The sequence below is a fragment of the Natrinema gelatinilyticum genome, from assembly GCF_024266705.1.
GTDB classification, from domain to species: Archaea; Halobacteriota; Halobacteria; order Halobacteriales; family Natrialbaceae; genus Natrinema; species Natrinema gelatinilyticum.
In genome coordinates, this window is record NZ_CP100756.1 from 25,618 (window position 1) to 50,150 (window position 24,533).

Sequence of the window (24,533 nt, forward strand, 5' to 3'; positions counted from 1 at the left end):
CGGCTCCGACGAGTCGGGCGTCTCCCGGCAGCTCTGTTCGGCCTGTCCGCGCCGATCAGCGTCGGTCACGTCGTTGAGGGCTGTCGTCGATCCGGCGGTTTCGATATCGGTGAATTTCGAGGGAAGAGAAGAGTACTATCTCGTGGACTCGCGAGTCCCAACCATCGCACACGCGAGCGCGAACGAACGATTATAGGCCTCGACCCCCAGTACGAAGTTGTATGCCCGTCCCGAAATCCGAATTCGAGAACCTTCCGCCGTGTGACTTCTACACGCCCGAAGAACTCCTCGAGACGGATCAGATGTACACCGTTTACGAAATCGCACGCCTGTTGCAGGGTCTAGAGCCCGACGCGGACATCGACCGCGAGACCGAAGACATCCTCTTGGACTGGGCAATTCCGTGGATCATGACCCACGCGGACGACCTCGTCGTCGCCGAACCTCGCCATGAGGACGAACCTGGGTACTACGGCCTGAAAGAATGATCCTCCTCGTGGTCGGTTCTGATCGGGTCGACGCTGGCAAGACGACCTTTTCTACTGGGCTGCTCGATCGAACCGGTGCAGTCGGCTACAAACCGCGTGCTGGGAACGATTTCTGGTTCGATCACGACGATTGTCGGCGGGCGCTCGCCGACGGTCGACTCTACGGGAAGGACGCGGCGTCGCTCTCGGTTGCCGAGGGCCGGAGTCGACTGCCGGAGGACGTAAACCCCGTCCATCGGCTCTGGCAGCCTGCACCCGGCGGTGGAAGTGGGCTGCTCGGTCGAACGGACCGCGAGTTCGTCGTCGATCGAGTCGGTCACAGTATCGACGAACCGCTGTTCGTCCGCAACGCCACCGCAGACGTGCCGGACGCGGTGGCCGACGCGCTCCCACTCCAGGACGCGATTCCCATCGAGACGGTCGAGGAATTCAACGAACTCGCCCAGCGGCGATACGTTCCCGTGTTCGATCGATTGGCCGACGAGATAGAAGGGACCGATGTCGCCGTGGTCGAATCGTACAGCGACATCGCACTCCCCCTCGCGTCACTCGATCCGACGTCGGTCGCGGCAGTCGCAGCCGTCGAACCCAGTCGGGCGCGGATCTATCCGGGAGATCGGTACTGTCGCGCATGTGAAATCGCCAGTTCGAGTCCGAGAGACGGCGCTATTGAGAAGCGCGTTCCCGACGTCCTCGACTATCTCGACCCGCTCGAGCGCCTGGAACTTCCGCCACTGGGCGGTGACAGCCGGGCAAATCCAGCGCATGTCGCTCGCGCGTACGCGGCTGCGTACGATGCATTGCTCGACGCCGCCAGACAGGGGTAAGACGTCCGTTCGCCGGACGGTTCGAAGTGATTGCCGTGGCAGGTCGGTCGAGATTTCGGCACTACCGGACGACAGGTGTCCACCGTCCCGCTGGCGGTTCACCGGGTCGGAAAGCGGTCGAGACCGGCAAGCTGTCTCACATCTGGCGAGCCATTCGCGACGAGAGTTCGACGTGATCGTACGGATTCGCGGTCACGCTCGGCCCGTGTCCGGTGTGCATTTCCTCGAGTTCGGGATCGATCCGCTCGAGAACACGGTCGATACTCTCGATAAGGGTCCCCCGGTCACCTTCCTCGAGGTCCGTGCGCCCGAAGCTCCCGTTCTGGAAGACGAGGTCGCCTGCGAACAACACGCTCGCTTCTTCGGAGTAGAAACAGAGGTGGTCGTTCTTGTGCCCGGGTGTGTGCAGCGCCACGTATTCGTGGTCGCCAAGCTGAACCGTCTCCTCGTCGGCAATGGCGTGGTCGATGCCGTCGATCGACGTGTCGTATCCCCACGCGTCGATACCGAAGGCGTCGGTGACCGCGTCGAGATTGCCGACGTGATCGGGATGAGTGTGCGTGAGGACGACCGCCTCGAGCTCGTCGACGCGGGAGCGAACGGCGTCGACGACGTCGAAGTTCGCGCCGGTGTCGACGAGAACCGATCGATCGCCCGTCACGAGAAAGGCGTTGCTCGTAAACACCTGCACCCCCTGTGCGAGATTCGATATCATGGGATCCGCTACGCAGTCGATCACTTTGTGGGTGTCGACACGGATCGCGGCGCCTACGTCGCAAGGAAAACGGCGTCCGAACCGTCGGTGCCGGGACGATTCGGGGACGAGACGTGGAACCGACCGGTACTCATCACCCCCTTTCGTATTCACAAGGATTTTTAGCTACGGCACGTAGTGGGTAGACGAATGAATCGGCCGGTCTTCGTCGGGGTCGTCGTTCTCGCCATCCTCGCAGCGTTCGTCGGTGTCAGCGGACCGGTCGCGCTGGCGACCACTGGACCGCTCGTCCCGTCGCCAGCGGATACGTCCCCTGGGGGAGTTCAGCCAGCGACGATTGCCGCTGCTGACTCGAGTACTCTCGTCTCACAGGAGACCCAAAACTTCGACACGACGACGTTCGAAATCGTGGTTCACGAAAACGGGAGTGCGACGTGGACCTTTCGTCACGAACAGCGGTTCTCGAACGATGAAAACGCGACCGCAGCCCGGGAGGACTTCGAGACGTTCGCCGAAGAGTTCGAGACCAACGAGACGGGACTGTACGACCGGTTTCAAAACCAATCACAGCTACTGACGAAAACGGGGGCAGAAGAGACTGGCCGCGAAATGAAAGCGACGAACTTTCGACGGTCGGCCTATATCGAAGAACAGTTCACCGCGACGGGCGTCGTCGAAATGTCGTTCACGTGGGAGAAATTCGCCGTATTGAAGGATGGCCAACTCATCGCGGGTGACGTCTTTCAGGGGATTTACCTCGCGTCCGATCAATCGATCGTGCTCGAAGCCGGCGGCGACCTGCGGTTTCATAGCGTCGAACCCGAGGGAAGATACGCGGGCAGTTCGCTCGAGGATGCGGATTCGGTCCGGTGGAACGGCGAACGCGAGTTCGTCAACGGCCGTCCGCGCGCGGTTTTCGACCAATCTGACGGGAGCACCGTCGGGACCGACGGCGATGACCCCTCTACGGATAACAGCGGCGTCGGTTCCGTCTGGTACCTCGCAGGCGGATTCTTCGTTATCGGGGCTGCTATCGCACTAGCCGCGTGGTACAGCAGATACGGTCCCGGAGCTGCAAAATCCGCCGACAAAACGGCCGATCGGTCGGAGGAGCAACCACAGCCGTCTGCACGTGCGGGCGCAGCGGTCGAGGTAGCCGAGGAACCCGAACCGGAGCGACAGGCGACGATGGAAGCCGCCGACGGAACCGGTCCCGTTCCGCTCTCCGAGGACGATCTCCTGACCGACGAAGACCGCGTCGTCAAACTCATTCGGAAAAACGGTGGCCGGATGAAACAGGTCAACATCGTCGACGAGACCGGATGGTCGAAATCGAAGGTGAGCATGCTCCTCTCCGACATGGAAGACGAGGGGACGATCAGCAAGCTCCGGGTGGGCCGCGAAAACATAATCAGTCTCGAAGGCTTCGAACCCGAAGCGACGAAGTCGCCGTTCGAGGAATAGCGCTCTCGCGCTCTTCGACCGTCACGCGCGTGGGACTGTGCGCCACGCCCGAATCGAAAGCGCCCGACTCGAAACGGAATGCTTAAACATCGTACTGCGCTACGATGGGGTACGCAAGCGCGGTGGGCTCCGATAGTGTAGTCCGGCCAATCATATTGCCCTCTCACGGCAATGACCAGGGTTCGAATCCCTGTCGGAGCATTTTCCCGTTTTCAAGTGTTGTCTCCGTGAAACTACGCGAGCGGTCAGGACGACGGGCCGGGAAGCAAAGTAGTTCCGATCGAAATACCAGTACATGCCACAGGTTCGTGTGTTGAGTACCGGTGGAACGATCGCATCGACTGCTGGACCGAGTGGGGCGACGCCATCCAAAGACGGAGACGATCTTGTTGCTGCCGTCCCTCAGCTAACGGCGATTGCGGATACCGATGTTGAGTCCATCTGTGACGAACTCAGTTTCCATCTCTCGTTCTCGAATGTCGCATCGTTGGCTCGGGCTGTCGAACGCGCAGCCGACGAGGGTGTCGACGGTGTCGTCGTCACCCACGGAACCGACACGATGGAAGAATCTGCGTATTACCTCGATTTAGTGGTTGAGGCGACGGTGCCGGTCGTGTTCACCGGTGCACAGCGCCCCGCAGATAGGCCAGGTGCGGATGGACCGGCGAATCTTCTGCAGGCAGTCCGTGTCGCGGCTGACGACCGCTTTGTGGATGGTTCGTACATCACCTTTGGGAATCTCGTCCACGCGGCCAGATGGGTGACGAAGGCGCGGGCAGGTCGCCCAGATGCGTACGCATCTCCCGATGCAGGTCCCGTTGCAGAAATCACGGCTGACGGGCTATCGCTTCGACGCGATCCGCGCAGCGAGTCGGTATCGCTTCCCACCGTCGAGACAACGGCGCGGGTCGAACTGATTCCGAGTGGCTTGGCCGTCGACGGTCGGCAACTCGAGCGCGCCGTCGCTGATGGCGTCGACGGACTCGTCTTGGCGGCGAGCGGGATCGGCAACACGACACCCGAGGTCGGTGACGCGGTTGCCGACGCGATTGATATAGGTGTCCCGGTCGTCGTCGCAACGCGGTGTTTCGACGGTGCTGTGGGCGCTCGGTACGGCGGTCCAGGGGGCAGCCAGACGCTTCGTGATCATGGGGCAATTCCGGCCGGTGATCTGCCACCCTGGAAAGCGCGAATCAAACTCGGTCTGGCGCTCTCAGCCTACGACTCTGAGGACGTCTCGAAGGCATTCGAACGCCAGCGTGGTACACCGGAGTAATCTGCTGGTAGTAGGGAAAGCACGTCATTCGGGGTACGATGTGCCTATTCCGGTCGTTGTCGTACTTCCGATTCGGCATGGGTACGAACCCACTTGGTCAGCACTTCTGCCGTATCGGATTTCTGTACGTGTCTCCGATTCGTCGAAAATACGGATACTATAAGTCTGGTCTCGATACTGATTTTGGACTTTGTGGCCTTATTGAAACCCTCAATCAGTGATGGTTCTCAGAGGGACCGCCGTCTCGAGGTAAACCCACTGTTCGCCGAAATCGACGTAGGCAAACGGTACACACGATTGTGGTTTCCGTCGTCCGCCTTCGACTGGTCGGTGGTAGTGACCCGCTGTGTGGACCAGTTGCCGTCGACGATACTATCCCCGAGTTCGACCGCCTCCATCAGAATGACGTATTGCTCAGAGGAGTCATCACGCATAGAATCCCGGCAGAAAGTCAGCCAACCCTTATTTCCGGCCCAGCAAATATCCGAGAATTAGACAGATACTAGCTACTATGGCCAATTTCATCTTCTCGTTATATGAGATGAAACGGGTGTTAGCATCTGTTATTTCGACAACCCCCGCTGGAGTAGCCCAGACACCGCCTCCCATCCCTGCTCCCTCGCTATTTTCTCGTTCATTAGAAAGGGCTTCGGCGTCCTCACCGTCTTCCGGACCATATCCTCCGCCAAATCCATATGCTACCCTTGCAACGGGGATGATCTTTTTCTCATTGTGAGTGATTGGGTCACCGTACACGTGGGCGACGCCTGCGTGATCCTGTACCCGGTCAACGAATGCAGAGAGACGGTCTCCGCTATTCATACGTTTAATCTGGCGAGCCCCGACTATGTAGCTTCTGCCCCTGATAACGATAGTATCCGTTTCGCCCGAGATTGCACTCTAACGGGTCACTAGACACCGGAGACTGACGGTCGATCACGTCGTGAGTATCGGTACAGACCGTCCGGTCGCTAGAGAACGCTGATACGGACTACTGTACGTCCTGACCGGTGCAACCGCAGGACGGTCGCGGTTGCACCAGTACATCGGTACAAGCAGACCGTATGACGCACGAGCGCCTCAATCGCGCCGACCGCTGCCATGCCCGACGTACGGAACGCCGACCCGTAGCCGCTGGCGTCAAGTGCCGCACCGGATTCGATCGAATCGAGACTCACCGACTACGGCTATCTCACAGGGCCGGAAAGGGCGGAAAGAACATTAAGACTGAGTCCGTTACTCGGTGCAGACGGACCTCGCCGGTTCATCGAAGCCGATCCCAGCCGGCGACTGGTTTGACCGAGGGTGATATCATGGTACCAGCGAACGGCGGCCGGGGCTCGAGGAGCGGGAGCGGCCGCCGTGAGTTCCTCCGGACGGTCGCCACGTCCGGCTACGCTATCGGTGTCGCTACGTTCCTCGGCGTCGAGGACTTCCTCGGTGCCGGCTCCGGGGACGTCTCCATCGTGACAGCACTCGTCAGGTCGGATCCGGACGATCCGTGGTCGATCGAACAGCGGACGAAACGCGTTCCCGCGGACTGGTACGCTGCGGTCACGAAGGCGTTCGAGATCAACGACCTCCTCGCTCGAACCGGTGTGACCGGGTACCTCGGTAGTGCAGTCGTTCCGGGCGAGTATCGAAATCCCGGGGCGAGTATCACGGTCGATGTCTCTGTACGAGACTTCGATCAGACCGTCGATCTCATCGAGTCTCTGGTGAACGAGGTTTCCTTCCACGTCAACGCGGTCGCACAGGGAACTGCGTCGTCAAGCGACCGAGAGGGAAGACCGTTCAGGCACCTCTCCCACGTCGAGGACGGCCGTATTCCCGGCGGTGTCACCTGTCAAGTGGAGACCAGTAGGGCGACGCTTACTCCGACGCTCTACGATCCGAGTACGTCACAGACGCTCTTCGCGACGGCCAGTCACACCTTCGAGGGCCCATCTCCGGCTCGAGGCGAACTCTCACTCCTATTCGAAAACGGACAGAAAGCTCCGCTGGGCCACGTAAAAGCCGATCACACGGTTGAAGACGTGGTGACGGTCGCCCCCAATGGCACGTTCAGGCCCGACAGCGCCATCGACGGATTCCCCATGAAGCGCGTCCGAGGCCAGTTCACGAGGATGGGGCTGGCCGACCTCGCTGCCAGGGGAAAATCGCTCGAGAAAGTGGGCGCCAGAACCGGCCGGACGACCGGTCGAATCGAGGGCATCGACGCTATCACGTGTCTCACCGGGGACACGTGTCGACACGGCCAGCTGAGATGGGGAGACGAACGCGACATGGCCGATGGCGATAGCGGCTCCGTCAGTTACCGATGGGACTCCGACGCACAGGACGGGGGCGTCCTCGTCGCTGGATTCAACAACGCCCGGACCTGGTGGCCCGGGCAGAACTACATCTGGGGAACGGCCGCCTATCTCCTCACTGAACGGTACGGGTACCACTTCTAGAACCATGCGACGACGACTACCGCGTCGACTGAACGAGACCTCGAGCACTCGAGGGACGGAGCGACGTCGCGGATGACCGAGGACGGACGCGAGAGTACCCGGTCTACACGGGGACGATCGAGCCCGCGATGGCTCGTCACGGTCGCGGGTCGACTACTGACGGATCTCGTCATCGTCGGCGGATGGACGGTCCTCATCACGCTGCTCACGCTGTCGTCGAACTGGTCGCGAGTGCAGTTTTACGGCTTGCTCTTCATCGGAATCGGCTGCTACGTCCTGGTGACGGCCCCCTGGGTTCCTCGAGCTGGGAGCGACTGAATTCGTGGAACGCTTGTTGGAACTGCCGATTCGTCGACTTCGGGGCGGAATTAAAAGACCAGCGACGGAACGGTGGTCCGGAATATGAGAAACACTCGAGTGTACCACATTCTGGGGCGAAAACCATCAGATAGTATGATATATGAACTGATTCTACTGTTTCGGGTGTCGCGGGGTGACGCATCCGTTGTCGCGTACCCCCGGCACCCCCGATTCGTCTCGAAAGCGCGTGCATGGTCGAGGACGATCCGTCCATCGCGATCGTTTCGCGCGGTGATTATGCGCGAGACAGTCGAATCCATCGTCGTGCGGTGGCTCGAGACCGATATGGTCGACGCCGGCCGTGTCGACGATCACACAGTGGTGTGCATTCGTGGGTGCGACGCGAAATCGAACGTCACGATCGCGTCGGGTCCGGCCACGTGTTACACCAGTAGCTGGACGTCGGACTCGGCCATGTGCTGGATCGCGGTGGCCGCACCGACACCTGTCGTCACGCCGTCGTAGAAGTCGTCCTCGTCGTAATCCATCAACTCGATGGTCATCTGACAGGCCTGGAGATCGACACCGCTCTCGAGCGAGAGGTCGATCAGTTCCTCGATGGTGGCGGTCCCGTTCTCGTCAATCTTCTTTTGCATCATCTTCGTCGCCATGGTGTCCATCCCGGGGAGTGCGGCGACCGCGTTCGGAACGGGCATGTTGGGGTTGCCGACCGCACTTAGCTTGAGCTTCTTCGACTTCTCCTCGTGGAGAATGTCGAGCCCCCAGAACGTGTGGAAGACGACGACGTCCCAGCCGAAGGCGGCCGCCGTACTCGCCAGGATCAGCGGCGGGTACGCCATGTCGAAGCTGCCCTGGGTAGCGACGATCGTCATCTTCTGTTGGTCGTCGCCGCCCTCCAGGTCAGCAATCGACTCTTCGAGTTCCTCGACGCGCTTGCGCAGCGCCTGTACCTCCGTCGAGTCGGGTTCGACCTCTCCGTCGTCGACCGAAGCCGTGGTTTTATCCGTACTCATCTCAGGCCGTCTTCTTCACGTAGTGGCTGTAGAGGTCGCCGTCCTCGATTTGCTCGAGGAGGTCGACGCCGTCGGTTCCCTCGGCCCAGCCCCGAATGTCGCTCATACTACCCGAATCCGTCGCGACGACCTCGAGTACCTCTCCGGCCTCTATGTCATCGATGGCCTGCTTGGTCTTCACGATGGGCATTGGGCAAGACAGTCCTTTCACGTCGAGTGTCTCTGAAACGGTGTATTCTGAACTCATAGATGCGTTCTTTTTGTGCTCTGTATTGGAGCTATCATACAATATTGACCGATCCCATAAAAGGGTGTCGATTATTGTGCTATTCACGAACATCCGTTTGCCTACCGATTCCGGCCCATACTTCGATATGGGTGCATATGCGCACTAATACTGCCCCAGTCTCTCGATTTCTAGTTCGACGCTCGCTCAGTAGTATTGCGTAGATTAGTGCATATTATGAAAAACCTTATTACGTGGTAGCGTGTACTAACCACCGTATATCATGGACGACATGAACTTTCCCACGCCGGACGTCGAAATCGAGTCGGTGAGCCCGGACGACCTGAAGGATCGTATCGACGCGGGCGAGGACGTCACGCTCCTCGACGCGCGAATGGAATCGGATTACGACGAGTGGCGAATCGAAGGCGAGACCGTCGAGTCGATCAACGTCCCGTACTTCGAGTTTCTCGAGGACGATATCGACGCTCACGTCCTCGAGAAGATTCCCGACGGTCGCGAAGTGACGGTGCTCTGTGCGAAAGGCGGTGCAAGCGAGTACGTAGCTGGTACCCTCGCCGAGCGAGGATACGACGTCAACCACCTCGAGGACGGCATGAACGGGTGGGCGCGAATCTACGAGACCGTCGAGGTCGAGCGCTACGATGGCGCCGGAACCCTCCTCCAGTACCAGCGGCCCTCGAGCGGTTGTCTCGGATACCTGGTCTACGACGATGACGAGGCGGCAGTGATAGACCCGCTTCGCGCGTTCACGAGCCGGTACCTGTCGGACGCCGACGACCTCGGCGTCGACCTGAAATACGCGATCGACACGCACATTCACGCCGATCACATCTCGGGCGTTCGCGCGCTCGACGCCGTCGGTGTCGAGGGGATCATCCCCGAGGCGTCTGTCGACCGCGGGGTCACCTACGGCGACGAACTCACTCTCGCCGCGGACGGTGACGAATTCGAAGTCGGAAACGCTGTCATCGAGACGGTGTCTACCCCCGGACATACGTCCGGTATGACCTCCTACCTGATCGACGGCTCGCTGCTCGCTACCGGCGACGGCCTGTTCGTCGAAAGCGTTGCCCGTCCCGACCTGGAAGAAGGCGATGACGGCGCACCAGAGGCCGCCAGCCAGCTCTACGAGTCCCTGCAGGAGCGCGTGCTGACACTTCCCGACGAAACGCTCGTTGGCGGGGCACACTTCAGCGATGCGGCAGAATCGGCCGAAGACGGAACCTATACGGCATCGATCGGCCAACTAACCGACGAAATGGACGCACTGACGATGGAGGAAGACGAGTTCGTGGAGTTGATCCTCTCGGATATGCCGCCGCGGCCGGCTAACTACGAGGACATTATTCCGACGAACCTCGGTCAACAGGAGGCCACCGACGACGAAGCGTTCGAACTGGAACTCGGCCCGAACAACTGCGCTGCCAGCCAGGAATCGTTGGCCGGGGACTGATCGGAAGAGGCCGCTACAAAATGGTTCCCGAACAGGCCGTCCTCTCGCTTGCCGCTGACCCGTTTCCCAACGGGATCAGTCGGTATGCCGTCGGTGGGTTGCTCGTCGGACTCGGCGCACTCGTGATTTACGTCGGAACTGGAATCGCAGCTGGCGCGAGTACGTTCCTCGAGTCGACGCTGTCGTACGTTTCAGATCGATCGCAATTCCAGCGATACCGGCCGTCTCGTGATTGGCGTCTCGTGTTCACGCTCGGGATCATCCTGGGCGCGGCAGTCTACGCGGTCCGCTGGCAGGGCGAGGCCTGGACGACGGAGGTTACGGCCTGGCGACTACTGCTCGGTGGCTTCTTGGTCGGCATCGGGACGCGCATCGGCAAGGGCTGTACGTCGGGACATGGGGTCTGCGGGGTCGGCTCGGCCTCGAAAACGTCGATCGTCGGCGTGATCACGTTCCTGACCGTCGCGATCGTGACCGCACAGATTGTCGCTGCACTGGGGGTGTCTCCGTAACGTGAGTCCCGAGAGACATCAGTGGTTCATGCCGCTCGTCTTCGTCGGCGGCTTAGTATTCGGCTTCGGACTCGCGTTCAGTCACATGGCTCGCCCCGAAGTGGTGCTTTCGTTCCTCCAGTTTAGCGACTTCGGCTTGCTGTTCGTCATGTTCGGCGCGGCGACCGTCACTGGAATCGCCTTCGCGGTCATGCCGCGACTTGGCGTTCGTGCGCCGCTAACCGGAGATCGGTACGAGCGGCGGTTGAAGTCGTTCGACCGTAACGTCCTGATCGGCGGCTCGATCTTCGGCCTCGGCTGGGGCCTGTCGGGAATCTGTCCCGGCGCGGCCTACGCCAGCCTTGGTATTGGGAACGTCTCCATCCTCTGGGCGATCGGTGGAATGTTCGCCGGCGCATACCTCCAGGGTGCTTTGCGGAGCAACGAAATGGCGTCCGATACTGCCACGACCAGCGTAGACTGAGCGCCGTTCGCAACGCCCTTACGGCAACTTACAACGGTAGGACGGACACGCCGAAGACGTACTGGGCAACGATGTCCACTGCGAAAAGCAAGAACATAGCGGCCGCACTGCGTAGCACCCACGTGAGATTCAGGACCTGTGTCGTTCGAGAGAAAAACACCGCTGTCGCCAGGCTCACGGGAACGATCGCGAACATTTCTCCCACCCAGATTGCAGGCGAGGCGCCGTACTGGGCAGCGAGACTGATCGTGATCAACTGCGTTTTATCGCCGAATTCCGCGACTCCCATCGCCGAGAACGACGACAGATATCCACCGATACTCCACGACAGTCCGGATTTCGCCTCGTGCAGGAACCCATCTTCGTCGGCCTCGTGATCCCGCTGCGGGGTGCCACCGTCACTTCGTGGATCTCCGGAATCGGTGCGTAGCTGGTCGCCGCTGGTCTTCGCTATCTCGCTCGCGTATAGGATCCAGATCGCGAAAAATACGAACAGGGCGGCCGTTACTCCGTCGAGATACACCACCGGGATGGCACCTTTGAGCGCGTTGCCAAGAAGGATCTCGAGTGCCGTCCAACCGCCGAAGGCGGTCGCTGCACCGGCGACGACCACGTACGGATTGTACGTCGTCGCGAGCCCCGCGATCACGAGTTGCCCTTTTTCACCGGGCAGTGCGAGCAGTTGCAACAGAAATGCCGTTGCGAAGATTTCGATCCACGCCGCCATGTCCCAATACTGTCCGACTGGCCGTATGAACGCTTCGAGACCGATATCGCACGACTGCTCCCGATACGGTTTCTCGAGACCGATCCTGATTCGTGTTTCGGTGGAACGAATCGATTCTGGTGCGAGAACGCGACGGACGCCGCATCTGCCACGTCAATACGACGGGGTTGCGTTCCGTGATACGTCTATAAGCCTACAGGACGAAGACGGTCGCAATGCTCGAGTCGCCATACGAGGTCACGTCGGAGCAGGTCGTCGCTGACCTCGAGTCGCGACCCGAAGGGTTGACGAGCGACGAAGTGCGTCGACGTCTGGAGCGATACGGCGAGAACGAGATCGTTCGGGGCGGTGGACGGTCGCCCGTCGAGATCCTCCTCGCGCAGTTCGACAGCGTCCTGATCTGGGTGTTGCTGGCGGCGGCGATTCTCTCGATCTGGGCGGGTCACGCCGTCGACGCGGTTCTGATCGCGGTCATCGTCGTTGCAAACGGCGTCTTCGGATTCCTCCAGGACTACCGCGCCGAGCAGAGCCTCCAGGCGCTCCGCGAACTGGCCGCACCGACTGCGACCGTTCGCCGGGACGGCGAGTCGCTGCGAGTCGACGCCACCGAACTCGTTCCCGGCGACGTCGTCGTGTTTCGTGGGGGGGACGTTGTCCCCGCCGACGGCCGATTACTCGAGGAAACCGATCTCGAGGTCGACGAGGCTGCGCTGACCGGCGAGAGTGTTCCGGTCTCGAAATCAGCGGCGCCGGTGGAATCGGAAACGCCCCTCGCAGAGCGGGCGAGCATGGTCTACAAGGGGACCAGCGTCACCCGCGGGAAGGGCATCGCGGTCGTCACAGACACGGGCATGGAGACCGCAGTCGGCGAAATTGCTCGTGAACTCGCCGTAATCGAAGAGACGGAGACGCCGCTTCAGGGTGAACTCGACCGGCTGGGTCGTACTCTCGGGATCGGCGTCCTCGTTCTCTCCATGCTGGTCGGTCCGCTGTTGCTCTTGCGCGGAACGGGGGTGGTTCAGGCCACACTCACCGCCGTGTCGCTCGCGGTCGCCGCGATTCCCGAAGGATTGCCGGCGGTGGTCACGCTCACGCTCGCGCTCGGCGTTCGACGGATATCGGACGAGAACGCGCTTATCCGCCGGCTCCCGGCAGTAGAGGCCCTCGGTGCAGTCGACGTAGTCTGTACCGACAAAACCGGCACGCTCACGAAAGGGCAGATGACCGTTAGCAGGCTCTGGATCAACGACACGGTCCTCGCTATCGATGCCGGCCAGGATTCGGACCGGTCCGTCCACGGGAACGACGGCGACCAGCTTTCCGACCGCGAGGAATTGCTCTTGCGAATCGGCGTGCTCTGTAACGATTCGACGCTCGAAGATGGCAATCCGACCGAGCAGGCGCTGCTCGAGGCGGCAGACCGTCGCGGGCTCGATCGTGAGTCACTGCAGGACGAGAATCCGCGAACCGGCGAGATTCCGTTCTCTTCCGACCGAAAATGGATGGGGACCGTCCACGGCGACGTGGGCTACGTCAAGGGCGCGCCGGAGGTCGTCGTCGAGAACTGTGGTCGAATTCTGACGGCCGACGGCCCGATTCCCCTGACCGACGATCGTCGCGACCGGATCGAGACGGTCGTTCGCTCGTTCGGCGACGACGCGCTTCGTGTCCTCGCGATGGCCTACCGCGACGCGCCGGCGGGTTCCGACGATCTCAGGGATGGGTTGACGTTCGTGGGGCTTACCGGAATGATCGATCCACCGCGGACGGAAGTGGCCGACGCGATCGCGGCGACGAGGCGTGCCGGCATCGACGTAAAGATGGTAACTGGTGACAACGTACGAACGGCCGGCGCGATCGCCGAAACGCTCGGAATCGGTAGTGAGGTACTCGGTGGCCGGGAAATCGAACGGATGGACGACGAGACGCTGCGCGATCGAGTCGGGTCGATCGACGTCTTCGCGCGGACCTCCCCGGAGCACAAGGTGCGCATCCTGCGGGCGCTCCAGGGCCGCGGTCACAACGTCGCGATGACTGGCGATGGGGTCAACGACGCCCCGGCGCTGAAAAACGCGGATGTCGGTGTCGCGATGGGAATCCGCGGGACGGATGTCGCCAGACAGGCCTCGGACATCGTCCTGCTGGACGATAATTACGCGACGATCGAGCGGGCCGTCGAACGTGGACGGACGATCTTCGATAACATTTGGAAGTTCGTCGCCTACCTTCTCAGTGCGAACGTCGCGGAAGTCGCGCTGGTTTTTCTCGCCTCGCTGGCCGGCTATCTCATTCTGCCGGCCGTGCAGTTGCTCTGGATCAACCTGTTGACCGACGGCCTACCGGCGCTCGCACTCGGTGCAGATCCGAAAAGCGGCGACGTGATGGACCGGCCGCCGCGCGATCCGGATCGGGGAATCGTTAGCCGCGAGATGGTCGGACTGATCAGCGGAACCGGACTGGTCACGACTACCGTCATGCTCGCGCTCATGGTGGTCACTCTCCAGGGCGCGGCCGACGTCACTCCCTACGCGATGACGATGGTGTTTACCGGCTTCGTGTTCCTCGAGTTCGAGAAGCTCTACGTCATCCGCTGGCTGCGCGAGACGCCCGTACTGTCGAATCGATGGCTCGCGATCGCGGTCAGTGCGTCGATCGGACTCCAGCTCGCAGTACTTTACACGCCGCTCAATCGGTACTTCGAGACGGTTCCACTCGGCGTCGCGGATTGGGGGCTCATCGCGACCGTCCTCGCCGTCTGTTTACCCGCGTACGTCGGAATCGCGATCCTGGTCCGACGAATTCGGCGGTGAACCGGCCTCGAGACGCGTCTCCGACCCGATGTTGAACTGGCCGGCTCAGGGCGTAATGAGCGGGTTCGTCGACTCGTCCCACCGTCTATACCGATCGTCGTCGTAGTGGCCGGCATGAACCCTCCGGTGGGTCGCGAGAGAGAAGAAACGGACCGGCTCATTGCGTTGAGCGACGGCGTGATCGCGATCGCGATCACCCTGTTGGTGCTCGAAATCTCCGTTCCGACCGTCCCCGCGGGAAGTTCGCTGTCGTTTCTCCCCGAACTCGTCGCCGAGCAGTGGCACGAGTTCGTCGGATACGCGTTGAGCTTTCTGGTCGTCGGACTCTACTGGATCCTTCACCGCCGCGTATTCGTTCATATCGAGCGCCACGACCGGGGCGTGCTCTGGCTCAATCTCTGTTTTTTGCTCATGGTCGCGTTCGTCCCGTACGGAACCAATCTGTTCATCAACTATCCGAATCAGTTCGGGATCACGTTCTACTCGGGCGTGTTGGCACTAACCGGATTGAGTCTCGCGCTCCTATGGGGCTACGTGTCGCGAGAAGACCTTTTGGAGGAAGGTCTCGCGTCTCGGACCGTCCTCATTCAGGAGGCGCGGTTTCTCGCCTCGCCACTCGTGTTCATCCTCTCGATGGTCGTTGCGGTCGTCGATCCGTCGCTTGCGATCCTCACCTGGGTACTCCTGATACCGATCAACGCCGTCCTGCAGTCACGACTTATCGAGAGCCTGGAACGATCGGCGTGATGAGTACCTCGAGAGAACGCGCCAGAAACTCTCGGACTCGACAGCGCCGAATCGGCAATCGACGAAGGGATTACGGCATCGCGCGCGCGTGGAACCTGTTCGCTCCATTGTGCGTTTATGCACGGGCGCGTTGTACCGTCAGTATGCGCCTCGTGCAGGTGTTGATTCCGGAGGGGAATCGAAAGTCGGTACTGAGTGCGCTGGACGAACAGGGAGTCGACTACGCCGTGTTCGATGAGACGGGCAGAGGCGAGTTCGAGGCGATGGTCCAGTTTCCGGTCCCACCGACCGGTGTCGAACCAGTGCTCGATCAGTTACGAGCGGCCGGTATCAGCGAGAGCGCCTACACCATCGTGATGCCGACCGAGACCGTCGTCTCGAAGCGCATCACGGCGCTACAGGAGTTGTATCCCGGCGACCGAGTCTCGCGGGAGGAGATGAAGTCAACCGCACAGAGTCTCGCACCGGAACCCTTCACGTATTTCGCGTTCATCGTGTTGAGCACGGTCATCGCGGTCGGTGGCCTGTTACTCAATTCAGCCGCGACGATTATCGGCGCCATGGTCGTCGCGCCGTTGATGGGACCCGCGATTACCGCGAGCGCGGGCAGCGTCCTCGCGGATCGAGACCTGGCGACTCGGGGGGTCGCGCTGCAGGTCGTCGGTCTGTTGCTTTCGATCGCTGTGGCCGCGGTCCTCGGGGCGATACTCAGGGGAACGGTGATCATTCCGCCCGGGACGGATATCAGGGCGATCCCGCAGGTCGCAGAACGGACGAGCCCCGGCTTCCTCTCGTTGTTTATCGCCTTCGGATCGGGGATCGCAGGGGCGATCAGCGTCTCGCGCGGGTCGGGGTCGACGCTCGTGGGTGTCGCGATTGCGGTCGCGCTCATTCCGCCCGCGGGAACGGCCGGACTGGGAATCGCCTGGGGATTCGTCGGGGTCGCCACGACCGCCTCGGTGCTGGTATTGGTAAACCTCCTCTCGATCAACCTCTCAGCGCTGGCTATCTTCTGGTTCAGTGGGTATCGACCCGAATTGAGCGACCAACGAGAATCCGTGCGCCGTGCGGTGCTCAGACGCGGTCTAGTCCTCATCGTCGCGCTCGTCGGGCTGTCGATGGTTCTCGGACTGGTCACGGTAGCGTCCTACCAGACGACGACGTTCGAGCAGCGCGCGACCGCCGAAACGGAGCGGTTCTTCGACGAGGCCGCGCTCTCGGCGTACGAACTCGAGACCGTGGAGGTCCAGTACGACACCCAGGATATCATCCTCGGGGACGATCCAACCGTCTCGGTCATCGTCGGACGCTCGAACACGGCGGCCGTTCCGCCAGACATCGCGGACCGCCTCGATCGACACCTCCAGGAAACGACCGACGAGGACCCAGCAGTACGGGTCGGGTTCGTTGTCGCCCAGGAAACCGAACGGATTCCGCCGACGAGCGATCCCCCGACGAGTGTGTCGCTGGACGAGACGCCTCCTGTACACCTCCGTTCTGAACGGTCTGGATTGTGACCGGAAATCCGCAAAAATCGAACGGCGCTCGATCACGCCGCAGTAGCCGATTCCCCTCTGACGATGCGCCGTTCGGCCGACCCGACCGACAGTAACGCGACGCCACTGATGAGCAGATTGATGCCGAACAGTGTGCCGATCGCCCACAGCGCGGTCGACGGCCAGCCGGCCCAGAGCAAACCCGCGAGGAGGATCCCGATGACGCCGCTGACGGCCATCCAGAGCCCGTTGGCTCCACTCGGCATACTCAGTCCAGCGACGATTTCGACGATTCCAGCCACGAGCAGGTACGCGATCACGAGCAGCGTAAGCGTCGATAATCCGAGTACCGGGTTCGCTAGCAAGCCGATCCCCGCGACGACGTAAATCACCGCGAGTAACAGCTGTACCGCGCTCCCAGTCCAGCCGGGAACGGAAAACGCGTGGGCTACGTGGGCGAAGCCACCGACGACGAGCAGCGCACCGAGGAGTACCGACAGCGATACGCCGGTGACGAACGGGAACAGGATCGCAAGCAGCCCGAGGACGACCAGCAAGACCCCGCCCCCAGCAGGGATCCGCCAGTCCTGATCAGGGTCGATACCAGTCGAGTGTTCTACTGAAGTGTCTGCCATTTCGTGTCACCCAGTTATGGAGTACGACGCTACCGACCGTAAATACCACTTCTCAACGGGTAGTAGTTCACTCCATGCAACCTGTCACCGCCGAGTTCGACAGTCAAACCCGCTCGGACACTATCGTCGTGGCGGTTCTCGAGCAGGAGCAATCCGCGTCACGGCGTCCCCGACTAGCACTCGAGATGGCGTGGTCGGCTGTAGTGGCACAACGGTGCAATCGGCTGTGAGAACTGCCACGACGGCTTTCGTCCTCGACTGCTCGCCCGACTCCTGGACGTTCGTCCGTCGAACGATCGATCGTATCGGTGTTCGATCAACAATATCTGCCTGCTGCCGGTCTCGTCGTCCCCCGTCACTAAGGCCGTCGAACGAGAGGTACGCACCATGGCCAACCCGTTCCGTCGGCTCGTACTCGACGTAATGAAACCGCACGAGCCGGACATCCTCGAGTTTGCACAGGCTGTCGCTGACTGCGAAGGCGTCGACGGTGCGAACGTCGCACTGATCGAGACCGATCGGGTCGTCCAGAATCTCAAACTGACGATCGAAGGCGACGACATCGACGTGACAGCTGTCGAGGAAGACATCGCCGGTCTCGGCGGGACTGTCCACTCGATCGACGAGGTCGTCTGTGGAAATCGACTGGTAGACCAACAGGACACGCCACAGGATCACTGATCGGGTGAGATCGTGACTTCCCTTCGGACACTCCTCGAGGACGAGGACGTTAGATCGATCTCGCGACGATATTTCATCTCGAACGGGTTCGACGGCACGCTGACGAGCATCGGGATCGTCGTCGGAGCGTACCTGTCCGGCGTCACCGACGGGTTCACGGTGTTCACTATCGGACTGGGAGCGGCCGTCGGTCTCGGGACGTCGGGAGTCTGGAGCGTCTGGGAGATCGAACGGGCCGAGAAACAGGCGGAGTTGTTGCGAATCGAGCGTGCCATGCTGACCGACCTGCAGGACACGTCGCTGGAACAGCGACGGGCAGGCGCCCGGAAAGTAAACGCGGTCGCGAGCGGAATCGGACCGCTCATCGGAATCATCCTCCCGTTGGTACCGTTTCTCGCACACGAGGCCCTCTTCTCGTTGCTCGAGGCGACAGTGGTCGCAGTCGGCATCGGCGTGACCGTGCTGTTCACGTTCGGCGCGTATCTCGGATCGATCTCGAAGCAGAATTGGATCGTCGCCGGTATCCGCATGGGGCTTGCGGGCGTCGTCGTCGCGGTCCTCAATCTGTTCCTGCCCGGGTGACCGTGGGCCGCGAATTCGCGACGAAAATCGGCCAGTGGCCGTTTCGTCTGTCACTGACGTCGGGTCGCGCCGGTGATTCGTGGTGAGGGCGCGAATACGAGAACTGTGCTCGGGTGCTCAGGCGACCCGTGACGGCGGGACGAGCATGACGTTCCCGCTCGCACGGGCGACGACGTCCTCGGAGACGCTGCCGAGTAACAGTCGACGGAGCCTGCTGTGGCCCCGTGACCCGACAAGAATCGTCGTCGGTTCGTATTCGGCCTCCGCGGCGAGGATCTCGTCGGCCGGATCCCCCGCACGAACGTCGATGCGGGTCTCGATCCCCCACTCCTCGAGCCGATCTGCTGACTCCTCGAGTCGCTCGCTGGGGTCGTGCTCCTCGCCGGTAGACGGATCCGGTGGCGTTCTGACGTGGACCAGCGTGACCTCCTGTGTCGCGTGGTGCAGGTACGAAAACGCGTCGAACGCGCGCTCCGCGGTCGTGGAGAAGTCAGTCGCGTACAATATTCGTCGAAACAGGTGCTCCCTGACGACGTCCGGTTCCTCGGCGCCCCGTTCGATCCGATTGACGAGCAGTGGTGTCACGGTCGTTCGTGCGACGTTGCGCGCGGTCGATCCGATGACCCGGTTCTCGAGCGGGCTCGTCCCTCGAGAGCCGACGACGGTCAGACTCGCGCCAATCGCCTCGGCTAACCCGTTGATACGCCTGTACGGGGTGCCTCGCACGACGTGTGTCTCGACGTCGAAGCCGGCCGATTTGATGACGCGACGGTAGCGATCGATGGACCGCTTGCGTCTCTCATCGAAGTCGATACCGGGCATCCCGACGTGGACGTTGGACGGAATCACTGTCACGAGATTGATCTCCTCGATACCGATCCGACCGAGACACTCGAGACAGGTCTCGTTCTCGATCGTCGCTTCGCTTGCTGCCGATAGGTCTGTCGCACACACCGCGTTCATATCTGTCGTTCGTTCTCCACCCATACTATTGTTTCCCGACCCCAATATCGTACGGGTCCGTGGGTACTTCGACTGACTGACTCGACCGCCGTTGACGGCAGCGACCGAGCGGTTCCGCGATGTTGTATCCGAGAATCCCGGCCGCGGCCACGCTGTTCGACGCTTTCTCACCCTCAGTAGACGGCGTCCGATGCGTCGGTACGCTGCCTCTGCCTGGCGGTGGTCCGTCGTCGTGTGAATCGACTACTTCGTCGTCGACACGGGCCGAATCAGTTCAGTATAGACACGGTGGATGCGATGGGGTGACACCGCGGTCGTCCCACCACTGCTTCACGACGGCGCGTATGGCGCATGTATCGCGTCGAACACGGTCGAAACCGCCGATGTGGGAGCGGCGATTTCTCAGTCGTATTGCTACTCCGTGGTGGCTCGGTCGGCACCATTCGTCGCCGGACTCGAGGCGTGTCAGTCTCGGAAGCGGAGACTGCGGGCAGAGATACGTCGCGCGTGCTCTCAGCGTCGCTCGTCTCTGTCACGGTCGCGTCCGACGTAGTAACGACGGACACGGAGACTACACGTGCCAGACTGCTGACTGGCGTGTGGTCTCGATCCATGGAGTTGGTCGTCGAAATTGCACAATACTCACAAAACCCTTTTATCGGTTCGGGCCCTCCCTTGAGACAGTACCATGGCAAATTCAATGGCGGAACAACTGCAGCAGGATATGGTCTGCGAAGGGTTACTGGAGTGCGTCCACGGCCTCAAACAGCTCGATAAAGATTGCTTTAGGGTAATGGTCGGCAGTGAGAAGCCGTTGACGATCGACGAGGTCGCCGAGAAGGTCGACCGCGAGCGGTCGACCGCCTACCGGTCGATCCAGCGCCTGCTCCAGAGCGGGTTCATCCAGAAAGAGCAGATCAACTACGATCAGGGCGGCTACTATCACGTCTACCGTCCGACCGATCCGTCCCAGATCGCAAGCGACATGCAGCGGATGTTGAACGACTGGTACGCGAAGATGGGTCAACTCATCCAGGAGTTCGAGGACAAATACGAGCAGGCCGACGGTGTAGCCACCATCGAGGGATAAGGCCTCTCCAGGATCCCGCACACGTGACCGACCGGTCCGCCAAGCACGATGCTCGCGCTAATCGGGGATGCGGGTCAGTTTGAGAGCCACTACGTCCGGCAGCCGCGTCGATCGGGCGGCACTCGAGAGACGGGACCGCCGGTCCGAACAGTGGCTGAAATGAACCTCGCGTTCCAACACATGTGAGACGGGCGCGAGAGAAACGATGTGACGTCCGGCTCGCGGGCCTCATTCGGTCTGCGATACCGATGTGCCGGCGTACCCACAGGACGGTCGGGGTTGCTCCAGAACTGACGGACGGCAGTCCGTATCAGAGAAGGCCGACGAGCCGTATGAGAAACGCGATTGTGACAGGGATGCCCACGGTAAGCATCACGTTACGGCGGGAAATGTCGTGTAGTTGTTCCATTGCAACGGTCCAGATGGCACCACTCCATACTAACAGAACCAATCCCAGGATACCGCTACCGAGGAGTATCGGATCGTTTTGTAACTCCCGGAAGGCGTCCTGTGCGGCTTGCGTCGATTTCGGGAGTGACACGCCAGAGAACACGTAGTATGCGGCGATCGCCCCGCTGAACTTCTCGACGAGCAGCGGAATGAATCCCCACCCGGTGAACGAGAAGGTATGCTTGATCGACCCGGTCCCGCCGAATGCGAAGCGCGCGATGAGATAGAATACGACGCTGTACAGTATCCACGCCAGTAATACGACACCGAATGCGATGGCGATCCCGAAGAATGCCGAGACCGAACCGATCGTCTCAGCGGTTGATTCGTTTAATTGTTCGCCTTGGGCTTGAGCGGAATCAGACACGAATTGGCCCGTCAGTTCAGCACCCGGGATCGCACCGACTCCTGCGACGATGGCTGTTAGAACGACGATAAGCAGCGGAATGAGGATTCCGGGGGTTACTGACACGTCGACGAAAAAACTCGCTCGGATTAGTGAGTATTCCTACCATCGGCTAAAAATATTGTAGGTCAATATTAATATTTTGTTTATGGATATTGGTCGAATTAAAACCTCCGTGTCGATGGAGAGGACCACTGACCGCCCCCCACGCGAACGCCCCAGTGGAACTCCTCGTGCCCGAGAGGCGAAGTTCGCATCAGTACTGACGGGAGTCAGAGCCTGGCCAGTCCAAATCACCTGGTAAAAACGGTGTGTTCTCGAGACCGCAGAGAGAGCGGTCGATGGATCCCTTCGAATGAATCGTGCCACTCTCGAGATCGGTCCATCGCACACGACAGTTTCACTCGAGTGACAACCGAGCCAGGTGAACTGTCAGTTCGATACCGGCCAGCAACTATAGCGCTCGTCGTGGGAGGTACGAGGGGATATCATGCCAGTCGAAAACCTCGCCCGAAGCGACGTGATTTCGGCCACGACCGACGAATCGATTTACGAACTCGCATCGACGATGGACGACGAATCCGTCGGCAGCGTCGTCATCACCGACGACGGGATGCCGGTCGGCATCGTCACCGATCGAGACCTGATGAGGCACGTGCTCGCGGAGCAAACCGATCCCGACGACGTCGTCGCGGGAGACGTGATGTCGGAGGATCTGTGCACGATCGAACACGACGCCGGCTTCTATCAGGCGACGGAAATGATGAGCGAGCACGGGGTCAGAAGACTTCCGGTCACCGGTTCGGACGGCGAACTCGCGGGAATCATCACGATAGACGACCTGAACGAACTGCTTGCGGACGAACATCAGGAACTGGCGGAGATTATCCGGAAACAACGACCGCCGTACTGAGCGTCTGACGGCAGATACCGACCGATCGCAACCGGTGGTCTCGTTTTCTGCTGACGGCGCGAGAGTCGACCACAGTGTGCACCGAACGGATTCCGGAATTATATTGTGCAATTATTGCACTACAAAGGTCAATGGAACCCGTCTGTGTCTGGATAATTTTCTGCTCATACCGGAACTTTCCCAGCATCTCGCAATCTTTTCCGAGGGTTGCGGAGAGAGAGAGTATTGTATTGTAAACACAAAACCTTTAAACACTCCTGGTTCGTACGTGGGAGTGATGGCAACTGATGCATACGGCAGCGACTCCGAACGATCGACCGACGAACCGATCTATATCGATGGTGCGAGCCACCTCGATGACGTCGTTGACGAACACGACGTCGTCCTCGCGGACTTCTACGCCGACTGGTGTGGTCCCTGCAAGATGATCGAGCCCGTCCTCGAGCGGCTGGCAGCCGAGACGGACGCGGTGATCGCCAAGATAGACGTCGACCAAAACCAGCAGCTCGCCGGGGCCTACGGCGTCCGTGGGGTTCCGACGCTCGCGTTCTTCGCGGGCGGCGAGCAGGTCGAACAACACACCGGGGTCCTCCCGGCGGACCGTCTGCGAACGATGATCGAGGGATACGCGAACGAATGAATGAGGAATCGGGCCGATCCACGTCCGTCAGAGACGTCGTTATCGTCGGGTCCGGCGTTGCCGGTCTCTCGGCGGCAGTCTACGCCGCGCGAGCCGACCTCGAGCCGCTGGTCCTCGAGGGTCCGGAACCTGGCGGCCAGCTAACGCTGACGACCGACGTGGAAAACTACCTCGGCTTCCCCGAGGGAGTCGGTGGGATGGAACTGATCCAGCGCGGAAAGGATCAGGCCCGGAACTTCGGTGCCGAATTCAGCCACGGGAGGGTCGAGCGTGCGAGCCTCGACGAGCGCCCGTTCGAACTCGACCTCGCGAACGGCGACACGCTTCGAGCGCGGTCGCTGATCGTCGCGACGGGCGCGAGCGCTCGCTGGGTCGGGGCCGAAAATGAGGACGAACTGATGGGGTATGGCCTCTCGACGTGTGCGACCTGCGATGGCGCGTTCCACCGCGGCGACGACGTCCTCGTGATCGGGGGCGGCGACAGCGCGATGGAGGAAGCGCTCTTCCTCACAAAGTTCGCCGACAGCGTGACGATCGTTCACCGGCGTGACGAACTGCGCGCCTCCGACATCATGGCCCGCAGGGCCCGCGAGCACGAGACGATTTCATTCCGCTGGAACACCGAACTGCTCGAGATTCACGGCTCGCAGGACGACGGCGTGACGGGGGTGACGCTCGTCCGACACCCTGACGGCCACCCGAAAGAGAAGATCGACGCAGGCGAGGACGTCGAGTACGAGACGGTCGACGTCGGCGGCATCTTCTACGGCGTCGGCCACGTCCCGAACACGGACTTCCTTGCGGACACCGCCGTCGAACTCGACGACGCCGGACACGTGGGAACGCTTGATGGGCGGACGACCGAAACCTCGGTCGACGGTGTCTTCGGTGCCGGCGACGTGATGGACCCCGAGTACAGACAGGCCATCACAGCCGCAGGGACCGGAAGCATGGCCGCACTCGACGCGGAGACGTGGCTCGAGGAACGAGCAGTAGCGGAGACGCAGCCGGGGTCCGTCGTCGAGATGGAAGCAGACGATTAACGCAGTCGACCGGCCTGTGCATCGGTGGGGGCAAATTCTCGCCTCGCCTATCGGGATTCGTATCGGCGGCTGTTACGTCGGCATCTTCTACCGGCGACTCCCGTTTCCGACG

26 protein-coding genes and 1 tRNA gene are annotated in these 24,533 nt (G+C 61.1%); 19 read left to right on the forward strand and 8 right to left on the reverse strand.

What is annotated here, in order from left to right; translation table 11 throughout:
• The first annotated feature begins 221 nt into the window (after positions 1-221).
• Together NJU76_RS00130 and NJU76_RS00135 are read left to right on the forward strand one after the other, a co-directional pair.
• Positions 222-488 carry a DUF5827 family protein gene (locus tag NJU76_RS00130; protein WP_254530795.1) on the forward strand — a complete coding sequence of 89 codons (267 nt, stop codon included), beginning with the start codon at positions 222-224 and terminating at the stop codon, positions 486-488.
• Entirely contained in the window at positions 485-1,315 is an 831-nt protein-coding gene (locus NJU76_RS00135) for an ATPase (protein ID WP_254530796.1), read from the forward strand. Before NJU76_RS00130 ends, NJU76_RS00135 begins: the two co-directional genes overlap by 4 nt.
• A 136-nt stretch (positions 1,316-1,451) precedes the next feature.
• Here the strand turns inward: NJU76_RS00135 and NJU76_RS00140 are convergent, their stop codons facing one another.
• A complete protein-coding gene (locus NJU76_RS00140; RefSeq protein ID WP_254530797.1) occupies positions 1,452-2,030 on the reverse strand; it encodes an MBL fold metallo-hydrolase in 579 nt (192 codons plus the stop codon).
• Positions 2,031-2,219: 189 nt separating this feature from the next.
• Between NJU76_RS00140 and NJU76_RS00145 the strand changes: the two genes are divergently transcribed.
• The 3 genes from NJU76_RS00145 (at position 2,220) to NJU76_RS00155 (ending at position 4,770) form a co-directional block, all read left to right on the forward strand.
• Positions 2,220-3,494: a helix-turn-helix transcriptional regulator gene (locus NJU76_RS00145; RefSeq protein WP_254530798.1), complete on the forward strand. Its 1,275-nt coding sequence runs from the start codon at positions 2,220-2,222 to the stop codon at positions 3,492-3,494.
• 126 nt (positions 3,495-3,620) lie between these two features.
• Positions 3,621-3,695: transfer RNA gene (locus NJU76_RS00150), tRNA-Glu, on the forward strand.
• Positions 3,696-3,789: 94 nt separating this feature from the next.
• The gene (locus NJU76_RS00155) at positions 3,790-4,770 is read left to right on the forward strand and encodes an asparaginase (protein ID WP_254530800.1); all 981 of its coding nucleotides are present in this window, start codon (positions 3,790-3,792) and stop codon (positions 4,768-4,770) included.
• Between the two features lie 462 nt (positions 4,771-5,232).
• Here NJU76_RS00155 and NJU76_RS00160 read toward each other — a convergent pair whose 3' ends face one another.
• Positions 5,233-5,592, reverse strand: a complete 360-nt coding sequence (locus NJU76_RS00160; RefSeq protein WP_254530802.1) for a GerW family sporulation protein — start codon at positions 5,590-5,592, stop codon at positions 5,233-5,235.
• Positions 5,593-6,083: 491 nt separating this feature from the next.
• Here NJU76_RS00160 and NJU76_RS00165 point away from each other — a divergent pair, with 491 nt between their 5' ends.
• Positions 6,084-7,226 carry a hypothetical protein gene (locus NJU76_RS00165; RefSeq protein ID WP_254530804.1) on the forward strand — a complete coding sequence of 381 codons (1,143 nt, stop codon included), beginning with the start codon at positions 6,084-6,086 and terminating at the stop codon, positions 7,224-7,226.
• A 72-nt stretch (positions 7,227-7,298) separates the two neighbouring features.
• Complete coding sequence (locus NJU76_RS00170) at positions 7,299-7,544, forward strand: DUF8119 family protein (protein ID WP_254530805.1); 246 nt, start codon at positions 7,299-7,301, stop codon at positions 7,542-7,544.
• Positions 7,545-7,969: 425 nt separating this feature from the next.
• Here the strand turns inward: NJU76_RS00170 and NJU76_RS00175 are convergent, their stop codons facing one another.
• Positions 7,970-8,560, reverse strand: a complete 591-nt coding sequence (locus NJU76_RS00175) for a DsrE/DsrF/DrsH-like family protein (protein WP_254530806.1) — start codon at positions 8,558-8,560, stop codon at positions 7,970-7,972.
• Position 8,561: 1 nt separating this feature from the next.
• Positions 8,562-8,807, reverse strand: coding sequence for a sulfurtransferase TusA family protein (locus NJU76_RS00180; protein ID WP_254530807.1), 246 nt, complete (start codon positions 8,805-8,807; stop codon positions 8,562-8,564).
• A 262-nt stretch (positions 8,808-9,069) separates the two neighbouring features.
• Here NJU76_RS00180 and NJU76_RS00185 point away from each other — a divergent pair, with 262 nt between their 5' ends.
• From NJU76_RS00185 to NJU76_RS00195, 3 genes are read left to right on the forward strand one after another with little or no spacing between them, the layout of a single operon-like run.
• Positions 9,070-10,263, forward strand: a complete 1,194-nt coding sequence (locus NJU76_RS00185) for an MBL fold metallo-hydrolase (protein WP_254530808.1) — start codon at positions 9,070-9,072, stop codon at positions 10,261-10,263.
• A 20-nt stretch (positions 10,264-10,283) separates the two neighbouring features.
• Entirely contained in the window at positions 10,284-10,775 is a 492-nt protein-coding gene (locus tag NJU76_RS00190; protein WP_254530809.1) for a YeeE/YedE family protein, read from the forward strand.
• Between the two features lies 1 nt (position 10,776).
• Entirely contained in the window at positions 10,777-11,238 is a 462-nt protein-coding gene (locus tag NJU76_RS00195; RefSeq protein ID WP_254530810.1) for a YeeE/YedE family protein, read from the forward strand.
• A 28-nt stretch (positions 11,239-11,266) separates the two neighbouring features.
• Here the strand turns inward: NJU76_RS00195 and NJU76_RS00200 are convergent, their stop codons facing one another.
• Positions 11,267-11,965, reverse strand: coding sequence for a TMEM165/GDT1 family protein (locus tag NJU76_RS00200; RefSeq protein ID WP_254530811.1), 699 nt, complete (start codon positions 11,963-11,965; stop codon positions 11,267-11,269).
• 215 nt (positions 11,966-12,180) lie between these two features.
• Here NJU76_RS00200 and NJU76_RS00205 point away from each other — a divergent pair, with 215 nt between their 5' ends.
• The 3 genes from NJU76_RS00205 to NJU76_RS00215 all read left to right on the forward strand — a co-directional run bounded on the left by NJU76_RS00205 (position 12,181) and on the right by NJU76_RS00215 (position 17,039).
• Positions 12,181-14,775, forward strand: coding sequence for a calcium-translocating P-type ATPase, PMCA-type (locus NJU76_RS00205; RefSeq protein WP_254530813.1), 2,595 nt, complete (start codon positions 12,181-12,183; stop codon positions 14,773-14,775).
• A 114-nt stretch (positions 14,776-14,889) separates the two neighbouring features.
• Positions 14,890-15,522: a TMEM175 family protein gene (locus tag NJU76_RS00210; protein ID WP_254530815.1), complete on the forward strand. Its 633-nt coding sequence runs from the start codon at positions 14,890-14,892 to the stop codon at positions 15,520-15,522.
• Positions 15,523-15,665: 143 nt separating this feature from the next.
• Positions 15,666-17,039 (forward strand): TIGR00341 family protein, encoded by a 1,374-nt coding sequence (locus tag NJU76_RS00215; RefSeq protein ID WP_254530816.1) that lies wholly within the window; start codon positions 15,666-15,668, stop codon positions 17,037-17,039.
• A gap of 32 nt (positions 17,040-17,071) precedes the next feature.
• Here the strand turns inward: NJU76_RS00215 and NJU76_RS00220 are convergent, their stop codons facing one another.
• The gene (locus NJU76_RS00220; protein ID WP_254530817.1) at positions 17,072-17,653 is read right to left on the reverse strand and encodes an HdeD family acid-resistance protein; all 582 of its coding nucleotides are present in this window, start codon (positions 17,651-17,653) and stop codon (positions 17,072-17,074) included.
• A 387-nt stretch (positions 17,654-18,040) separates the two neighbouring features.
• Between NJU76_RS00220 and NJU76_RS00225 the strand changes: the two genes are divergently transcribed.
• Both NJU76_RS00225 and NJU76_RS00230 read left to right on the forward strand, forming a co-directional pair.
• Positions 18,041-18,334 carry a DUF211 domain-containing protein gene (locus tag NJU76_RS00225; RefSeq protein ID WP_254530818.1) on the forward strand — a complete coding sequence of 98 codons (294 nt, stop codon included), beginning with the start codon at positions 18,041-18,043 and terminating at the stop codon, positions 18,332-18,334.
• A gap of 12 nt (positions 18,335-18,346) precedes the next feature.
• Complete coding sequence (locus NJU76_RS00230; RefSeq protein ID WP_254530819.1) at positions 18,347-18,916, forward strand: VIT1/CCC1 transporter family protein; 570 nt, start codon at positions 18,347-18,349, stop codon at positions 18,914-18,916.
• Between the two features lie 117 nt (positions 18,917-19,033).
• Here the strand turns inward: NJU76_RS00230 and NJU76_RS00235 are convergent, their stop codons facing one another.
• The gene (locus NJU76_RS00235) at positions 19,034-19,879 is read right to left on the reverse strand and encodes a universal stress protein (protein ID WP_254532512.1); all 846 of its coding nucleotides are present in this window, start codon (positions 19,877-19,879) and stop codon (positions 19,034-19,036) included.
• A gap of 688 nt (positions 19,880-20,567) precedes the next feature.
• On the opposite strand from NJU76_RS00235, the gene NJU76_RS00240 reads away from it, so the two are divergent.
• Entirely contained in the window at positions 20,568-20,969 is a 402-nt protein-coding gene (locus tag NJU76_RS00240; RefSeq protein ID WP_254530820.1) for a helix-turn-helix domain-containing protein, read from the forward strand.
• Positions 20,970-21,279: 310 nt separating this feature from the next.
• On the opposite strand, the gene NJU76_RS00245 is transcribed toward NJU76_RS00240, so the two are convergent.
• Positions 21,280-21,915 carry a YIP1 family protein gene (locus NJU76_RS00245; protein WP_256566669.1) on the reverse strand — a complete coding sequence of 212 codons (636 nt, stop codon included), beginning with the start codon at positions 21,913-21,915 and terminating at the stop codon, positions 21,280-21,282.
• A 400-nt stretch (positions 21,916-22,315) separates the two neighbouring features.
• Between NJU76_RS00245 and NJU76_RS00250 the strand changes: the two genes are divergently transcribed.
• The 3 genes from NJU76_RS00250 (at position 22,316) to NJU76_RS00260 (ending at position 24,421) form a co-directional block, all read left to right on the forward strand.
• Positions 22,316-22,738 carry a CBS domain-containing protein gene (locus tag NJU76_RS00250; RefSeq protein WP_254530822.1) on the forward strand — a complete coding sequence of 141 codons (423 nt, stop codon included), beginning with the start codon at positions 22,316-22,318 and terminating at the stop codon, positions 22,736-22,738.
• 277 nt (positions 22,739-23,015) lie between these two features.
• Positions 23,016-23,378: a thioredoxin gene (trxA, locus tag NJU76_RS00255; RefSeq protein ID WP_254530823.1), complete on the forward strand. Its 363-nt coding sequence runs from the start codon at positions 23,016-23,018 to the stop codon at positions 23,376-23,378.
• Positions 23,375-24,421 carry an NAD(P)/FAD-dependent oxidoreductase gene (locus tag NJU76_RS00260; RefSeq protein WP_254530824.1) on the forward strand — a complete coding sequence of 349 codons (1,047 nt, stop codon included), beginning with the start codon at positions 23,375-23,377 and terminating at the stop codon, positions 24,419-24,421. The genes trxA and NJU76_RS00260 overlap by 4 nt, the downstream gene beginning before the upstream one ends.
• Positions 24,422-24,533: the final 112 nt, after the last annotated feature.

Coding starts and splice junctions, on each gene's coding strand:
- NJU76_RS00130 (WP_254530795.1), top strand. CDS start 222: ATGCCCGTCCCGAAATCCGAATTCGAGAACCTTCCGCCGTGTGACTTC.
- NJU76_RS00145 (WP_254530798.1), top strand. CDS start 2,220: ATGAATCGGCCGGTCTTCGTCGGGGTCGTCGTTCTCGCCATCCTCGCA.
- NJU76_RS00210 (WP_254530815.1), top strand. CDS start 14,890: ATGAACCCTCCGGTGGGTCGCGAGAGAGAAGAAACGGACCGGCTCATT.
- NJU76_RS00165 (WP_254530804.1), top strand. CDS start 6,084: ATGGTACCAGCGAACGGCGGCCGGGGCTCGAGGAGCGGGAGCGGCCGC.
- NJU76_RS00225 (WP_254530818.1), top strand. CDS start 18,041: ATGGCCAACCCGTTCCGTCGGCTCGTACTCGACGTAATGAAACCGCAC.
- NJU76_RS00190 (WP_254530809.1), top strand. CDS start 10,284: ATGGTTCCCGAACAGGCCGTCCTCTCGCTTGCCGCTGACCCGTTTCCC.
- NJU76_RS00185 (WP_254530808.1), top strand. CDS start 9,070: ATGGACGACATGAACTTTCCCACGCCGGACGTCGAAATCGAGTCGGTG.
- NJU76_RS00220 (WP_254530817.1), bottom strand. CDS start 17,653: ATGGCAGACACTTCAGTAGAACACTCGACTGGTATCGACCCTGATCAG.
- NJU76_RS00160 (WP_254530802.1), bottom strand. CDS start 5,592: ATGAATAGCGGAGACCGTCTCTCTGCATTCGTTGACCGGGTACAGGAT.
- NJU76_RS00135 (WP_254530796.1), top strand. CDS start 485: ATGATCCTCCTCGTGGTCGGTTCTGATCGGGTCGACGCTGGCAAGACG.
- NJU76_RS00250 (WP_254530822.1), top strand. CDS start 22,316: ATGCCAGTCGAAAACCTCGCCCGAAGCGACGTGATTTCGGCCACGACC.
- NJU76_RS00155 (WP_254530800.1), top strand. CDS start 3,790: ATGCCACAGGTTCGTGTGTTGAGTACCGGTGGAACGATCGCATCGACT.
- NJU76_RS00235 (WP_254532512.1), bottom strand. CDS start 19,879: ATGAACGCGGTGTGTGCGACAGACCTATCGGCAGCAAGCGAAGCGACG.
- NJU76_RS00170 (WP_254530805.1), top strand. CDS start 7,299: ATGACCGAGGACGGACGCGAGAGTACCCGGTCTACACGGGGACGATCG.
- NJU76_RS00205 (WP_254530813.1), top strand. CDS start 12,181: ATGCTCGAGTCGCCATACGAGGTCACGTCGGAGCAGGTCGTCGCTGAC.
- NJU76_RS00260 (WP_254530824.1), top strand. CDS start 23,375: ATGAATGAGGAATCGGGCCGATCCACGTCCGTCAGAGACGTCGTTATC.
- NJU76_RS00215 (WP_254530816.1), top strand. CDS start 15,666: ATGCGCCTCGTGCAGGTGTTGATTCCGGAGGGGAATCGAAAGTCGGTA.
- trxA (WP_254530823.1), top strand. CDS start 23,016: ATGGCAACTGATGCATACGGCAGCGACTCCGAACGATCGACCGACGAA.
- NJU76_RS00175 (WP_254530806.1), bottom strand. CDS start 8,560: ATGAGTACGGATAAAACCACGGCTTCGGTCGACGACGGAGAGGTCGAA.
- NJU76_RS00240 (WP_254530820.1), top strand. CDS start 20,568: ATGGCAAATTCAATGGCGGAACAACTGCAGCAGGATATGGTCTGCGAA.
- NJU76_RS00200 (WP_254530811.1), bottom strand. CDS start 11,965: ATGGCGGCGTGGATCGAAATCTTCGCAACGGCATTTCTGTTGCAACTG.
- NJU76_RS00140 (WP_254530797.1), bottom strand. CDS start 2,030: ATGATATCGAATCTCGCACAGGGGGTGCAGGTGTTTACGAGCAACGCC.
- NJU76_RS00180 (WP_254530807.1), bottom strand. CDS start 8,807: ATGAGTTCAGAATACACCGTTTCAGAGACACTCGACGTGAAAGGACTG.